Raw genomic sequence first — 15076 nt, forward strand, 5'->3', positions numbered from 1 at the left:
TAAAGGGACATGCTGTTAACAAATTGCACAGCCCTATGATGTGATGTTGTTGGACTAAAAAAGAGGTCATATATGGGTTCTTTCGCTAGTATCACGCTGAATGGCTTAACTATCCAAGAATGGAAAAATTCTTGGCATCGTTGGTATTTTAGAGAGAGCGAGCGTGTACGTAACGTCGACGAAAACACCGGAGAATTTATCTTCCTAGGGTACAGAACCACTGCTGGCACAATTCGCAAACGACTAGAATTAGATGGATTTTCATATAAGCATCTTGAGAATGAATTCAATGAAATACGCTCAAAATGGATTGACATGTTGGAAAGTTATAATGATGAAGGTCTCCACCAACATGAATTAACGATTTTAAGAGAACATCCCAACATGCAATCATGGGTAGATCTTCTTTTAACCGCACAAGAAAATGAATTTTCCAAAAATAAAAACCTTGGAAATAATTTATTAGAATTCATGCTCTCTGAAGATTTCGATGAATACCCAATCTATTCTGCTGCAAACTTCCACTTCCCGTGTAAAACAATTGAAAGCTGGGCGATAGCAATATTAAGCATTTCGCCTGATGATGCAGATATTGAATTAGACATAACAGAATTAGCCAATGCTGGGTGGACTGATGACTTTCATGACCTAGCAGAAATTCAAGCAGAAAAAACATACTTTCTCGATAATTTCATACATTTTATCGATGAACTAATAATCCTGCCAATAAACTTACCAGAATTTCATTTAATGAACCGCCTCGCATTTTCCGGAGTAATTTCAGCATTCGAGGCATACCTTTCTGATACAATGAAAAAGCAGGTGATGACGCGTCCAGCCGTAAAGCGTCGATTTGTTGAGTCACATGATAAGTTCTCAGCAAAAAAATTCACACTAAATGATATTTTCACAAAATTAGATGAGCTAGACAAATTAATAATGGATGAATTGGATTTCATATCCTTCCATAATATGAACACTATTCCTGAATTATTCAACAAAGTTCTTTTTGTTGAGTTCCCAAAAAAAAGAATCTCTAAATTATGTGAGGCAGTAAAAAAGCGTCATGACATTGTTCATAGAAACGGCAGAGACACAGCAGGAAAATTAACAAATATTTCAAAAGATGATGTAATGGACCTCGTTGAATTAACTAAAGAGGTTGTATTTAATATCGATCGCCAAATACTGAATCTCCAAAAACATATTGAAGACTAACATAATTCTGATTATAACCTAACGCCTCGCCTCACTCGTTGTTCAACCTTGCTGGCGTCAGAATCAAGTTCTGACGCCAGAAACGTTCCCTAATGTTGCCAGCTGTCGGCCTCCCAGACCTGCTGCAAAATCTCCATTACTCGCTTTTTATCTTCGTCAAGTTTTAAGCCGCTCAACTCCAGGCCGTTAGCGCTTCCCTTACGTATGCGGATTGCCGTTTTTGGATAGAGAGGGCGCAAATTTCGGTAAAGCTCGGATTCAAGAGCTTCCAGTGTTGCCTGGCTTATCTTCTGCTCTTTATCGATCATTATTTCAATGCGCATAAAGCCCCCCTTTAGTTGATAACGTCCATCGCCCGGCCGTAATCATGGTTCCGAATTTTCACCATCAGCTCGTCCGTCAGTTCCGACACCCACTGGATCGCAAGGCGTTTCTCTTCTTCGCTACACTCACTAGCCGCTACAAGCTTGATAAAGAAATCAATACGCTGGAGTTTCAACGACTCCAAAAGATAGTCCTGCATTTTCCCTCCTATCCTCACTACGGGATAAACCAGCCAGCATCCCCAGGAAGAGATGCTGACAACTGTATGCATATCCACTGTTTATATATACAGTATATGAGGATTTCGGGGTTGTAAAATATTTTCTATCAATCAATCAGATGAGTCTGTTTGCTGAGGTTAATCATTACTGGAACTCGGTATCACACCGTCAGACCTGACAATGTTGATCACGGGCTAATTCCGCCCTGAGAATGCACGCTTCATTCGGTTCAGAAGGTCATCCGCCTGCTTTTTAATCTCCACAATCTGGGACGGCAGACGTTGAACACCTGCCTCAGCACGGTTTCGGACTGTAAGGCGGCCTTCATCAACCGTTAACACCTGATCGCCAAAAGCAACCACCGCGCCAGAAATCAACGAACGGACCATTCCGGCACTAGCATCCACGCCACGCAGATCCAGCAGCTCACTAATTTGCTTTTCCTTCTCCGTCATAGGGCTGGCTTTTGGCCTCACTTTTACGCGCTTGTTGGATGCCTTTGCCGCTTCGCTCAGCCGCTGCGCTATCACCCGTTTTTCTTTCCGGGATAAAGAGTCCATATCCGCCCAGCTGGAACAGTCATTCATGACCGTGCCGCCAGGATCGGCGCGTTTTTCAACCTCCCGCGGCTCCCGCGTACAGTTATTGACAGAACTCCGAGGGGCGGCGGGGCCGCCTGAAAAATCAAGGTCAAAACCGGAAACGCCGTCGGCCTGACGTTTCGGCACAATTTTGTATTTGGTAGTGCGCGTATGAATCAGTGATTCCGGCCCACGGATCGGGGAATAAACGCCGGAAATTTTGGAGACGTCATCCCCGTAGAGGTTGCCGTTTTCGGTGACTTCATAGCTGAGGCGCACGCGCAGGAGATCACGGGAAACCAGCGGGCCACCCTGCGCACTTACGTACAAATCCCACGCGCTGCTGTCGGCAGCCTGACGCACTGGCTCAATTTCGGGGTGCAGGACCAGCTCACGATCACCGAGGCGACGTAATTCACGCCAAACAGTTACCGGTGCGCCGCCTATTTGCTGGAACTGGCGGATCGCCCAGCGAGACGCCCAGGCACTTACGCGGCGGGCCATTTCTTTCAGAGGCTTGCCGGTTTCATCATCCAGATCGTCATCAAGCTGATAGCCATCAATATTTTTTGAAATGTATTTGGCGATATAGCCCGTTGCGCTGCCCTTCTCTTTCTCGATGGGTTTCATTTCGAAGCGGTTTTCAGCGGCGCCTGGCTCATTCCCATCCTCACGCATGGCGTGCTTACGAAAGATTGCTGTTGCCGGTTCGATATGCTCCGGGCGCATGAAAAGCAGGAGGTGCCAGTGCGGGGTTTCGTCGTGGTGAGGCTCAACAACGCGAAAGCCAAACACGCGAATACCATTGCGCAGCCAGGCCGCACGCGTGCGCGCCCATACTTTGCAAAGATATTTCTGCGTTTCACGCGGTGACGCGCCGCTGTATTTGTTGTTCCGGCGCCCGTCGTACTGCATTGAGTGGTATTTGGATGGAGCGGTAAGCGTGAAGAACGCCCCGGCCAGTCCGGCCTCATTCGCTAAATCTTCGAACCCACGCATGCGCGCCATCAGTTCACGGCGTCGGTTGGCTGGGTTGGCAACGCTGCCGGCCACTTTATCAATCAGCGATACGCGCTCTCCGGTGTCCTCATCTTCCAGCTCCATCGCTTTCAGAAATTCGCGGTTGGCTTTCTTTTGCGCCGTCCATTCCTGCAAACATGGGTCACTGCAGTACGGTGCGGATTTTTTGTGTACATACCCGGCCGCAACCATCAGATGCTCACGCCAGCGAGCATGCATACGGCGCAGACGATTAAGCCACCACTGCGGAGACTGCAGGCGGGCCACTGCTTTCAGTGCGTCTTCCGCCTCCAGTTCTTCTTTGCAGTAGGCCGTCCAGCACGGGACCGACGTTTTGAGGTGATTGGCAAGAAACCCCATGCGGCCATAACCTGAAAGGGTGGCGAAATGGGGATCGGACGTGCGGGCCATCTGGAAATCAAACTCGCGGTTAAACTCGCTACCCAACAGGTCAGCAAGGTTATGCGCCAGTCTTTTCAGCTCTCTTTTGCCAGCCCAAAGCAGGCGCCAGAATTGTTCACGCAGAGGCAACAAAGCCGCAGGCATAACCCCCTGCGGCAGATACTGCTCGTTAACCTGATCTATACGACTCAGAACAAATCGTTCAAAGGTATTGATAAGCCAGGCATCAGCCGCTTGTTTGCCTTTACGGTCTACCTGTTCAAGTTTTTGAGCATACATACGACGGACAAAATGAGGCAGTGAAGCCAGGCGACGACGAACCGCCCGGCCCCGGTCTGGTGCTTCATCCGTTTCTGCCAGTTCGGCAATCGACAAACGCTTGCGATTGCCGTCCGGCGTCAGATACATGATCCCCGGCGCCGCATCGGCTTGCTTAAAACCACCGATTGCAGGGCGCGGGGCATTCCATGCGTAGGGGAAAACGGTGTCAGACATTCTGACACCCCATAATGTAAGCGCGAATAAACGCCGTTGCCCTCACGCCTGCACCTCATAATTCACGCTGCAGTCAGGTCCGGTTGCAGGATCAAATCCAAGCCAGTGACACGATTTTGAGGTAGCAATGATTTCCACGGCAGACTTACTGTCACCAGCCGCAACGCCCATACTGCGGTTTGCGGTAAGGCGGTGATGGGTGAAATTCCGATAAAGGGAGCGAGTAAGTGAGGTGTCACTGTTTGAAACTATGACCGGATGACCTTCTGACGCGCGGCGCTCAAGAATAGACGCCAGGCGATACTGATCGTCCTCTGTAAAACCGGCAGTGTGGTAATTACTAAAAGTCCCGTCATAAGGAGGGTCGCAATAAATCACATCGCCCGTCTGCAACAAAGACAACGTTTCTTCGTAGTTAGCGCAAACAAAGGTGGCTCGCTTCGCTTTCTCAGCAAATGCGCGGATTTCACTCTCAGGAAAATAAGGCTTTTTATAATTACCGAAAGGGACGTTGAATACACCGCTTAGGTTGTAGCGGCATAACCCACGATAACAATGGCGGTTTAGATAAAGAAAATATACAGCACGGTGCAGTCGGTCTAATTGCTGATCGTGGTTAAACGCTTCACGCACACGATAATAATTTTCAGCGACAATAAAACTTTCAAAAACCGCCTTAGCAAGATTAATAAAGTTTTCTGTATCTTCTGCAATAGAACGATACAGATTAATTAAATCTGGATTGATATCTGCGACAAGATAATGAGGATAGTCTGTTGCCATCATCACTGCGCAGGAACCCGCGAAAGGTTCAACCAGACGCGGGCCAGCGGGAAGGTGTTTTTTCAGTTCTGCCATAATTGCGGTTTTGTTTCCCGCCCATTTCAGAATAGTGCTCATACAACGCCTCCGTTGTAGTGCTTGCATTTAAGCTCAATGATTTCCTGACAGGTAACGCAACACTGCACACCGGGAATAGCGCGGCGGCGAGCTGGCGGGATCGGAGCATCACACTCCGCACAGAGAACACGGTAAACGCCCGGCACTCTGGCACGGGCATTGTTGATATGGCGCTCACGGTCTTCCTGTTCGCGCAGCTGGGCGAGGTCCATCGAATCAGCCATTAGTGCAGCTCCTGCGCTTCGTTCTGGATGCGTACCGCTTCAACGCGAAGCAATTCGGCCGCCTCGACATAGCTCAACTGACGGGAAACGATAAGCGCGGCCAGACTATCCAGACGTGCCGCCATTGCATCAGCGCGGCAACGGCGCTCATCCAGGCGCGTTTCATTTAACAAAACGAAAAGGCCAGCATCGTCTGGACCAATTTTTGTTGAGCGGGTTTTCAAATTTTTCATATTCATTTCCTCAGAATTCAGGCAAAAAAATGCCCGGCGGGTTTACGCCAAAAAAACGGGTTATTTGCTCGGATATAGCCCGCGCAACGCGGGCTGTAAGAATCAGGCTTTCTTAAACATTGGGAGCGCTACTGCAATAATCCCCGCTACCAAAACACCATCAGCCAACATCGACATAAGACGGCCCGTGAAATCTACTGCAACAACCAGAAACAGCAGCACACAGATAATGAGACAACGCAGCTTTCCCATTACAGGTACTGGTCCAGTGGCAACTGGAGAGCCTGCGCAATTTTCTTAAGCTGCGCTTCTTCCTCGCTGCCGATACCGTCCTGGTCAGCAATATCAAGACACAGGCACAACACGTTCACCGCGTCGTCAGTTCCCGCAACATCCGCCAGTTCACGCAGAGCCTGAGCATTAGCGCTACGCGGTGATGCTTCATAACGGGCGCGGATATTACTGCTCATCTGCGCAATTTCACCGGCAAAAGGCGCAAAGGCTGGCAGAGCTGAAATTGTTTTTTCCAGCACGCCGATTTCTTTCGCATCACAGGTTCCGTCAGCGTACGCAATGGAATAGGCGCCCCAAACAGTGGCCTCTACCGCGTCGCGGTTTTCCATTTTTTTAACTTCTACAACGGCTTTACGAGCTTTCTTTTTAAAGATTCCAAACATTGTTATTTCCTCATTTTTAGTTGACTGTCTTCACAATGCCCACGTTATGAGCATTAGGCAGGCGTCAAATTAGATATAACCGGCAACCGGAACGGGCTTACTTTTAATTTGGTTGATAATTTCAGCCTGCAAACCTTCTTTAAATTCTTTGCAGCATTCCCATTCAGGATCGACACGCAAAACAGCACCGTCACGCGTTTTAATTTCAAAACCTTCCGCCATATTTGGGATGATCACGCCCAGAATAATTCTCAGCTCATTACGAGACATGTTTCACTCCTTTAATAATCAAACGAGCAATGCGAATAATTAAAAAAGCTGACGGCTTAGCCGCTTTTGTTTTCAGCCCGTTTAATAATTCGGACTGATCGCGGCATGGGTGCCAGCGCTTGCCGTTATCTCCTGCAATCCAGCCGTGGCCGTAGTGCATTGCCGGACTTTGCTTTTTCAGGAGCGAGGCAAAAGAAGGTTCATTTTTCAGCATGACCACCTCACATAAACCCGAAAGTCGCACTGATACCTGTAACCGTATCAATAGTGCTAGCCATCGCTGGGTTAGCCTGCAGACGTGCCTGCATGGATATCGCAGCCAACGCCATAAGGCGGGTAACAGAATTGATGCTGCTGATCACATCGCGGCGCCCGGCTGTTGTCCCGACTTCACCCGACACAGCACCGGCAGCCACACGACCAATTTCAGCTGTCGCGCTCATGACGTAATGCGGGAGTTTTTCTTTTGCCACTTCGTTCGTAGGTACGCACGGCAGGCAATGAATTTGAGCTAGGAAACCATCAACCAGCGTGGAGTCCTCAGTGATATCCGTCAGCAGCCAGATTTCCGGCGGCGTGAGCTGATGGGGCTGCTCAGGGTTAAGCTTGTTGCGCAGCGTCTGGACCTTCATTCCTGTCTGGTCTGCAAGCTTCGCCATGTTGTGGCGCAGTGCGAAAACGCGGCAGGCTTCATCAAAGTGAGGATGTTTGGAAACGCGATAATCAAACATGTTGTAAGTCCTTTTTTATCCCAAAATGGAACTATCAGGCTTGCATTGTGACTTCGCATCCCTGAGCCGCTTCCATCGTTAAAGCAAACATGTTTATTTCGATAAGGCTGTTAACTCCGGCCTTCTTCCTGATAGGAAGTCGGTTTTCACGGATCATTTGACGGGCATAGCTTGGCTTATAACCAGTACGGCGACAGAACTCATCCAGTGTGATGAATGGCTCAGATACCACAAGGTTGATGCTGGGGCGCATTGAAAAATTGCTTTTCATGATGCACTATTCCTCAGTTTGTGTTTAAAAACTTCACTATTCGGAACTATTCGCAATCATTCCGAACACCACAAAACCGATGATAGGATCGCATTTTAAATATGTCAAACACAAAAGAGACCCTTTCCGCGATCTCAAAATACAACTTTCCATCTCAAAGTGGTGGAAAGGAAGCGATAACACGTATCCTCCAGGCCTATGGATTCAGTACCAGACAGGCTTTGTGCGATCACCTTGGGGTATCCCAGAGCACTATGGCAAACCGTTGGATGCGCGATACTTTTCCACATGATTGGCTCATTGCCTGCCATCTTGATACAGGTGCATCTATGCTTTGGTTAACTACAGGACAAGGCTTGCCCACAACAAAAGCAGATAGCGACAGTGGATTGCCTTTGCAATTAAAAGAAATCTCAAACGGGATTTTTTCATCCTCTGACCAAGTTCGCTACGACTCTCGCCTTTTACCTCAAGACACAACTGCCCCATTCATTGTGAAGTTTGAAAATTCGTTCTATCTAGTGGACGAGTTCAGGGGAGAGATCAACGATGGAATCTGGTTGATTGAAATAGATGGCTTTATGAGTATCAGACAGGTTTACCGTCTTCCAGGCGGACGTTTACGCGTAGAAAATGGCCCCGCATCCTTTGAGTGCACACCATCGGATATTGAAGCCAATGGCAGAGTGATCAGCAAAATAACGTTTACTGAATAAGGAATATTGGTATGACTCAATTTAGCGCTTTCAACTATACACACAATAGAGATAAAGCCATCGCTAACTTAATCAACCTAATTGAAGGGATGACCTGTGACGGGAAACTAAGTGAAAAAGAAATGATTTTCCTTGATACGTGGCTGATGGAATCAGACGTTCTTTCCCAAAATTATTTCGTAAACTGCATCAGAAATAAAATAAGTGAAATCCTTTCGGATGGTGTAGTTGAAAAAGCTGAATTAGACGAATTGAAAGACCTGCTCCATGAAATGCAACGCGGATTGATGGATACTCCTAACATAGACCTTTACTCAGCTGACTCTGACAAGCATTTGCTAGAGGGTCTATGTAAGGGGCTTGCTTCCGACTATCATTTGAGCGATGAAGAAATCAGCTATTTAAACTGGTTCTTATCTACAAATGCAGCTTTAAAAAGCAACTATCCCGGCAAACATCTTTACGAACTGGTTCAATCAATCCTGAGTGATGGGGTGATCACAGACGAAGAACGCACCAAATTATTACAAGAAATTACTGCTTTCACTGGCTCAAATATTTCTGAGGGTATTGTGGATGGATATTCCACAACATCACCTGTTGACCTAATTGATGAGTTTAACCCTACAGATAGTAAAGTCTGTCTCACTGGTAAGTTTCTATGTGGTTCCCGTAGACAATGTGAAAGTGACCTTTTAAAGCTTGGCTGCCAAATTGTTGATCGTGTTACTCAAGATTTGGACTATCTAATTATTGGTGCCCTCAGCTCTAAGGATTGGAAATTTCAAAGCTTCGGAAGAAAGATAGAACAGGCTATTGATTATCGTGACAATAAAGGAGTTCCGCTCAAAATCCTCAGTGAAGAACACTGGCAAACCTTAATGCGTGATAATAATTCTATATCTCAATAGGCCTGCAGAATGGCAGTAAGCAAATTAAGCAATGGAAAGTGGCAGGCTCAGGTCTTCCCCAACGGTAGGGATGGGCGGCGTATTCGTCGCCAATTCGCCACCAAAGGGGAAGCCATGGCCTTTGAACGCCACATTAAGGATCAAGCACAGGATAAGCCTTGGTTAGGAGAGAAAGCAGATAAGCGACGGGTTACAGACCTTGTTGAAACTTGGTTCAATGCTCATGGAGTTACACTCTCTGATGGCCTCAAGCGTAAGGGGGCGATGGAGTTTGCCTGCTTCGCCATGGGCAACCCTCTTGCAACTGAATTTAACGCCAAGCTTTTTGCAACCTACCGTGAGCAACGTTTAAGCGGGAAAATTACACGTTCTGATCGGGTAAAAGCAGTGACACCCCGCACCGTTAATCTTGAGCTGGCGTATTTCCGCGCCATGTTCAACGAACTGAAAAGGCTGGATGACTGGAGTGCGCCCAATCCGCTCGAAAACGTCCGGGAATTTAAAATTGATGAGGCAGAGCTGGCCTGGCTCACAGTCGAAGAAGTCAAGCAACTGCTGGCAGAGTGTGAGAAAAGTAAAGCGGTAGATTTAGTAACCATCGTCAAAATATGCCTTGCAACCGGCGCACGATGGGGCGAGGCGGAGTCACTAACAGGCAAGCAAATAAGCCCCGGCAAAATCACTTATATCAAAACCAAGGGCAAGAAAAACCGCGCCGTTCCAATAAGTGATGAGCTTTACGAAATACTCCCAAAAGTAAGAACATCAAAACCAGTCTTTACGGGGTGCTATTCTGCGTTTCGTGGGGCAATTAAGCGAGCGGGGATTGAGCTACCTGACGGGCAGCTGTCACACGTTCTACGGCACACATTTGCAAGCCACTTTATGATGCGCGGGGGTAACATTCTTGTACTGCAGCGTATCCTTGGACATACTGATATTAAGGTGACGATGCGCTATGCTCATTTCGCCCCAGACCATCTGACAGAAGCAGTGGAGTACAACCCCTTAAATCTGATTTGATGGCAGCAAAATGGCAGCAAACCTATTCACTATGCTTTCATATTCCCCACTATTCGACGGCGCAAGACGTTGAAATTAAAGTAACTTATTGTTTTATAAGCTTTAAGTTTGGGACTCATAATCGCCTGGGCGCTGGTTCAAGTCCAGATGCGAATACCAAATTGAAATTATTGCCGTTTAATCACTACCATTTGCTATCAACGTTAAGCAAAGTCATCGCATTTTGTGCAGGGTTTAGCCCCAAAGATGAATTTCGCGCTTTTTTGACTTTTAACTCCCCGAAAACTTAAAGTGAAAAAGAAGTTTTCTTATGTCAACAAGGATAAACCAGACAATGTTACTCACTACCATGAAAATACTTAAAATATGATTCCGAACAAGTTGCGCGCAGACTGACTTCAAAACATAGATACGCGTTCCAGTTTTGATTTTATATAATCCAGCATGCGCTTACGCGGGTTGGTGATAAAAATGAGATGGAGAAAGGAATGGGTTATAGGTCAACGAGACAAAAACCCGTTCCTGCGGATTTAATGTAATTCAACCGAGCAAGCTAGTGAAGCAATCATTCCTCCCAATCTGCTTTACTCTTATACCGACACGCTTACAATCTCTGTTACTTTTTTTGTATAAACACGGCAGTTATCCGGGAGATCTTTATTGATGAATGTCATTGCGCCAATAGTAACATTATCGCCAATTTTCAGATCGTCGCCGATTATGCAGCTATTCGATCCCAGATAAAAGTTATTCCCAATGACGATCTTACCCTGTGTACCTTTTCCACTGCTTCCAATAACAGAATTTTGGGTAAGTTTCATATTTTTTCCTGCATGCACTCGCTTTGTCACTACTATACCAATATGATGAGCGATAGTTAGCCCTTCACCGATAGTTGCACCGAGCATAATATCGCAAGCAAATTTACTTTTGATGCGTGAGTGGACACGATAAGCCATGCGGCGGTGGCCGTTCTCATACAAATAACTTGCCAGTCGCCACCAAAAAACATATTTCAAACCCGGTTTGTTCCTTAGGCGTGTCATTAGGCGCAGAAAAGAAAATTTTTTTTCAAGACCAATAATCTCTACATGCCAGAATCGTTTTAGCTGTGAAAATTTCATCAAATAAAAATCTCTTTTTTTAGACTTGCTAATCAAGTTCGCCGGACGTCAAGTCAAGCGATTATATCAATATTTACTGCAGGTCTGCAAAATGAGTGAGTTATACTGAAAAAGGCCAGGAGGTCTTCACCGATCTCATCATCCGCAACGGTTACTAATCTGGCTCGGGCAATCAACATGCCACACCTGCGCAATAAAAAAGCCAACCCCGCACTCCCACGGTGTTGGCCCTGTTTTAAAGCAGTGACGGTCACAACAGGTTAAAACACGTAACGCATACCCAGCGTAAATTCGTTAGAGACAATATGCGCTTTCATCTGCTCGTCTTTTAAACCGCGCGCGTTAGTGAAATTGTTATATCCGCTTTCGATCTTGCCCATATCGATATAGCGATAGCCCAGGTCGACATACAGACGTTCAACCGGCGTGTAGCTTACGCCCGCTCCTAACGCGTAGGTCAGGTTACTTTGGGTGGTCGAGGCGTATTCACGTCCGGCGTTACCCTGCCAGCCGCCCGCTTTGATCTTGCTCACGCCAAGCCCTGCGGTTCCGTAAACAGAGACACCGTAACCGAGTTCATAATCGCGGTAGACATTCAACATCAGTCGTTCAGTTTCGGTCTGCAGGTGGTTAAAGCTGTTCGCGAATGTGCTGGAGCCGCTGGTGTACTCCGTCTTTTGTTTAAAGGTGTATTCCCCTTCGGTACGCCAGCCGTTACCGAACTGGTAGCCTGCGGCAATCGCCGCGCCGCCAAAATGCTCTTTCTCTTTACCGCCCACAAACTGCCCGACACCCGGACGCGCGCTGGTATCCATCTCTTTCGCACGCTGTTCAATCTGCAGGTATTTTGCCGAACCGTAATACCCTTCTTCCGTATTTGCCGCCAGAACGGTAGCCGGGATCATCGCGACAGGCAGGGCGATTAAAATTGCTTTCATCTTCATCTACACTCCATTGAAAAACAGTCAGTGAGACGAATCATAAGCAGTCCCGAAAGGGCAAACTATTAGGATGAATACGCGTTTTACCTGGTAATTTTACGTAGGGATTTGTCTTGTTTTTAGTACCGTTCCTTTTTATTTCAATCCGTTACCGGTTGGGGAAAACGCAGCAGAACAATCGCGCCATCGGTCGGCACCGATTCCAGTTCCGTCACATCCAGCGCGGTGTTTTCCGGCAAGCTCAGGCTATCGGCCGTAATGCGGTTCACGCGCCATGGCGTTAAGTAACTCACCAGCAGCTCGCCTCTGGCATTGGTTGTGGAGCCAAACTGGTTATAGAAGCCAATGCCCGGCGAGTCCGGCACGTCCACCAGCGCAGCGGTGCTGCCGAGCTGTTGGCCAAGCGTCACGCCGCCTGCGTGTACCAGAATGCTGCCGCTGGTGTCGGCGTGATAATCACGGCGCGTTCCCCCGCGTACCATACTGAGGTTCAGCTCGCCCGCGTTGTACTGATAGCCCAGGCTCGCAGACAACTCATCATTGCGGTGTACGGTATGCGTCGCCTGCAGATCGTAACGCAGGCTGTAATCACTCAACGCCGAACCGTACACATTCACTCCATGACTATCTTCCCCCCGGCTGGCGAGCTCGGTGATATAGCCGACATTACTCGTCGTCCCCCAAAGGGATAAAGGCACACTGATGTTGATACCCACGGTGGTTTCATCCGGATTTTTACCGTAGCGTTCATAACCGCCGTACAGGCTGACATCCACGTTTTGTAAGGTCGCATCCAGGCTCAGCGTCATCCCCATGCTGACTGCGTCAGGTTCACGTGACTTCAACCCGTGCCACGACAGGCTCAGGCTGGCGTCCTCGCCAAGATTCTGGTTAAGCTCCAGCTGCCCGCGCAGCGCCCGCCGGGTGACGTCATCGTCCCAGCCGTATCTCAGCAGCTCCGCCCGCGTGATTTTTTCTTCCAGCGACCGGTAACGTTCATTACGTGGATACCACTGGAGCTGAGCGGTGAGGCTGGTTTCGGTCGTAAAGAACGCTTTGGCATAGCGCAGACGCCACACCTTGCCCCGTAGCGTCTCCGCCTCTTGCGTATAGCGAGCCGCGCTGACATCTGCGGAAAACGCCCCCCACCGCCCGAGGTTAGCGCCAATACCCGCGACCTGGCTGAAATAGTGCTCCCCTTGCTGCAGCCCGGCAAACACGGTGACTTGCGGGGCAACTCCCCACGAGAACGTACTCTGCCAGAAGCGATCCTTGTCCCTGTCGATACCGTGAAAAGGCTTATACCGACCGGCGGCCAGTTCGTAGCTAAAGAGCCCGTGATGCACCAGATTGGGCATGCTGGAATAGGGCAGCAGGCGGGTACGCTCCGTACCGTCGCTCTCCTGCACCGTCAGTTCCAGGTTGCCGTCCGGGTCCGGCGGATAAAAATCGCGAATGGTAAACGGCCCAGGCGGGACGTGAATACGGTAAACACGTACCCCGTTCTGGTGAATGGTGACTTCCGCCTCTGTGCGGGCATAGCCGTTGATCCACGGGGAATAGGGTCGCCAGCTATCAGGGTACATCGCCTCGTCACTGGCGAGCGATGCACCGCGAAACGCCAGGCTGTCGAACATATTTGAAGAGGTATTGCCGTCGCCCAGCGTCACACGCGAACGCAGCGGCGTGATGCTGTGCCAGAGCGACATCGCATTGGTGTACGAACCGTGTTGTCCCTCTTTTTCACGCCAGAAGGTGTTTTGATAACGCAGACGCCAGGGGCCCACATTAAGGCCGTTGTCCAGGCTCAGCGTGGCGTCAGTACCGGAACGCTCCCAGTCATACTGCGCCTGGCTGTTATCCGCATCCAGACGATAGTTAATAAACAGCGCGTTGATGCCATCATCCCAGCGGCTGGTGCTGACGCCGTTCTGCTGCGGGCTAATGGCGTCTGGCGGGAACAGAAGCGTCAGCAGTTGCGCTTGTGGGCGATACCAGTATTTGAGGTTAAACTGCTCCGCAGACTGCGGTGTCAGGCAACCTTTGGCATCCCAGACCAGACGCGCAAGCACCGCGTCACGCACGCCCCACTCCTCCATCAGCGGCTGGCTAAGGCAAGGCCCCGAGGCAGACACCTCAAACGAAATCGCCCCTTTATAGAGGTTATTGAGGATCACCCACGTCTTTTGGCTTACCGCACGACTTTCTGCCATGGCGCACAGCAGCATAAAACAGAGAAGACGGAGTCGCATCATGATGGCAGGCAGCGCAAAAAGGTGAAGAGGCTCACGCCCCCTCACCTGTTTTACAAAAAAGCGTTATTTCTGCAGGGAGGCAAGCGCGGCGCGTGCGCGGCTCAGCTCTTGCTGAATGCTGCTCAGATCGCTCTGTTTTTCAGCCAGTTTGCGCTGGTATTTCGCCACTTTCTTGCTGTCGCCTTTGGCTTTCGCTTCACGCAGATCGGCCTGAACCTCGGCAATATCTTCGCGCTTCTCGGCCAGTTTCTTCTCCAGCTTCTTCACCTCTTTTTGCGCGTCAGCCTGTACGCTTGCCGGGGTGCAGTGCGCTTTCACTTCAGCCAGCGCTTTTTTCAGGCCGTTGACCTTGTAGGTATTACCGTACTGCTGGGCGATACGGATCTCTTTTTCCAGTGCCGCGGCTTTGGCAGAGCAGCTTTCTGCCGCCTGGGCGGAGGTGAACATACCAACAGAGGCAATAACGGCCAGGGCGGATACGAGTTTTTTCATCGGGATATCTCCTTTATATGTGAACGTCCTCGAATAAAAGAGTACCC

General features: G+C 48.9%; 20 protein-coding genes. 4 read left to right on the plus strand and 16 right to left on the minus strand.

Annotation, left to right across the window (positions count from 1 at the left end):
- The first annotated feature begins 72 nt into the window (after positions 1–72).
- Positions 73–1218, plus strand: a complete 1146-nt coding sequence (locus tag AX755_RS04170) for a HEPN/Toprim-associated domain-containing protein (RefSeq protein ID WP_062856340.1) — start codon at positions 73–75, stop codon at positions 1216–1218.
- An 89-nt stretch (positions 1219–1307) separates the two neighbouring features.
- Here the strand turns inward: AX755_RS04170 and AX755_RS04175 are convergent, their stop codons facing one another.
- From AX755_RS04175 to AX755_RS04225, 12 genes are all read right to left on the minus strand, one after another.
- The gene (locus AX755_RS04175) at positions 1308–1541 is read right to left on the minus strand and encodes a DinI family protein (RefSeq protein WP_047352650.1); all 234 of its coding nucleotides are present in this window, start codon (positions 1539–1541) and stop codon (positions 1308–1310) included.
- Between the two features lie 11 nt (positions 1542–1552).
- The gene (locus AX755_RS04180; protein ID WP_047352651.1) at positions 1553–1741 is read right to left on the minus strand and encodes a hypothetical protein; all 189 of its coding nucleotides are present in this window, start codon (positions 1739–1741) and stop codon (positions 1553–1555) included.
- Between the two features lie 216 nt (positions 1742–1957).
- Positions 1958–4261 (minus strand): replication endonuclease, encoded by a 2304-nt coding sequence (locus tag AX755_RS04185; protein ID WP_062856341.1) that lies wholly within the window; start codon positions 4259–4261, stop codon positions 1958–1960.
- 42 nt (positions 4262–4303) lie between these two features.
- Entirely contained in the window at positions 4304–5161 is an 858-nt protein-coding gene (locus AX755_RS04190) for a DNA adenine methylase (protein WP_062856342.1), read from the minus strand.
- On the minus strand, positions 5158–5385 hold the full coding sequence (locus tag AX755_RS04195; protein ID WP_062856343.1) for a TraR/DksA family transcriptional regulator: 228 nt from the start codon (positions 5383–5385) through the stop codon (positions 5158–5160). Before AX755_RS04195 ends, AX755_RS04190 begins: the two co-directional genes overlap by 4 nt.
- A complete protein-coding gene (locus AX755_RS04200; RefSeq protein ID WP_062856344.1) occupies positions 5385–5618 on the minus strand; it encodes a DUF2732 family protein in 234 nt (77 codons plus the stop codon). The genes AX755_RS04195 and AX755_RS04200 overlap by 1 nt, the downstream gene beginning before the upstream one ends.
- Before the next feature lie 102 nt (positions 5619–5720).
- The gene (locus tag AX755_RS25285) at positions 5721–5870 is read right to left on the minus strand and encodes a DUF3927 family protein (protein WP_017382390.1); all 150 of its coding nucleotides are present in this window, start codon (positions 5868–5870) and stop codon (positions 5721–5723) included.
- A complete protein-coding gene (locus tag AX755_RS04205) occupies positions 5870–6295 on the minus strand; it encodes a tellurite resistance TerB family protein (protein ID WP_023307010.1) in 426 nt (141 codons plus the stop codon). Before AX755_RS04205 ends, AX755_RS25285 begins: the two co-directional genes overlap by 1 nt.
- A 69-nt stretch (positions 6296–6364) precedes the next feature.
- The gene (locus AX755_RS04210) at positions 6365–6565 is read right to left on the minus strand and encodes a hypothetical protein (protein ID WP_017382392.1); all 201 of its coding nucleotides are present in this window, start codon (positions 6563–6565) and stop codon (positions 6365–6367) included.
- Complete coding sequence (locus tag AX755_RS04215; RefSeq protein WP_017441498.1) at positions 6555–6779, minus strand: phage filamentation protein Fil family protein; 225 nt, start codon at positions 6777–6779, stop codon at positions 6555–6557. The genes AX755_RS04210 and AX755_RS04215 overlap by 11 nt, the downstream gene beginning before the upstream one ends.
- A gap of 7 nt (positions 6780–6786) precedes the next feature.
- On the minus strand, positions 6787–7296 hold the full coding sequence (locus AX755_RS04220; RefSeq protein WP_062856345.1) for a phage regulatory CII family protein: 510 nt from the start codon (positions 7294–7296) through the stop codon (positions 6787–6789).
- A 34-nt stretch (positions 7297–7330) separates the two neighbouring features.
- Positions 7331–7567: a hypothetical protein gene (locus tag AX755_RS04225; protein WP_062856346.1), complete on the minus strand. Its 237-nt coding sequence runs from the start codon at positions 7565–7567 to the stop codon at positions 7331–7333.
- A gap of 101 nt (positions 7568–7668) precedes the next feature.
- Between AX755_RS04225 and AX755_RS04230 the strand changes: the two genes are divergently transcribed.
- The 3 genes from AX755_RS04230 to AX755_RS04240 are packed head-to-tail and all read left to right on the plus strand — an operon-like array spanning position 7669 to position 10217.
- Positions 7669–8283 (plus strand): phage repressor protein CI, encoded by a 615-nt coding sequence (locus AX755_RS04230; protein WP_032610574.1) that lies wholly within the window; start codon positions 7669–7671, stop codon positions 8281–8283.
- 11 nt (positions 8284–8294) lie between these two features.
- Positions 8295–9194 carry an NAD-dependent DNA ligase gene (locus AX755_RS04235; protein WP_032610575.1) on the plus strand — a complete coding sequence of 300 codons (900 nt, stop codon included), beginning with the start codon at positions 8295–8297 and terminating at the stop codon, positions 9192–9194.
- Positions 9195–9203: 9 nt separating this feature from the next.
- Entirely contained in the window at positions 9204–10217 is a 1014-nt protein-coding gene (locus AX755_RS04240) for a phage integrase (RefSeq protein ID WP_032610576.1), read from the plus strand.
- A 590-nt stretch (positions 10218–10807) separates the two neighbouring features.
- On the opposite strand, the gene AX755_RS24270 is transcribed toward AX755_RS04240, so the two are convergent.
- The 4 genes from AX755_RS24270 to AX755_RS04260 all read right to left on the minus strand — a co-directional run bounded on the left by AX755_RS24270 (position 10808) and on the right by AX755_RS04260 (position 15029).
- On the minus strand, positions 10808–11341 hold the full coding sequence (locus AX755_RS24270) for a serine O-acetyltransferase (RefSeq protein ID WP_058661840.1): 534 nt from the start codon (positions 11339–11341) through the stop codon (positions 10808–10810).
- 260 nt (positions 11342–11601) lie between these two features.
- The gene (locus AX755_RS04250) at positions 11602–12285 is read right to left on the minus strand and encodes an outer membrane protein (RefSeq protein ID WP_013098813.1); all 684 of its coding nucleotides are present in this window, start codon (positions 12283–12285) and stop codon (positions 11602–11604) included.
- Positions 12286–12422: 137 nt separating this feature from the next.
- Positions 12423–14495 (minus strand): fimbria/pilus outer membrane usher protein, encoded by a 2073-nt coding sequence (locus tag AX755_RS04255; protein WP_224085312.1) that lies wholly within the window; start codon positions 14493–14495, stop codon positions 12423–12425.
- A 105-nt stretch (positions 14496–14600) separates the two neighbouring features.
- A complete protein-coding gene (locus AX755_RS04260; protein ID WP_013098815.1) occupies positions 14601–15029 on the minus strand; it encodes a DUF1090 domain-containing protein in 429 nt (142 codons plus the stop codon).
- Between the last annotated feature and the right edge of the window lie 47 nt (positions 15030–15076).

The sequence above is a fragment of the Enterobacter sp. SENG-6 genome (assembly GCF_001605945.1).
Classification (GTDB): domain Bacteria; phylum Pseudomonadota; class Gammaproteobacteria; order Enterobacterales; family Enterobacteriaceae; genus Enterobacter; species Enterobacter cloacae.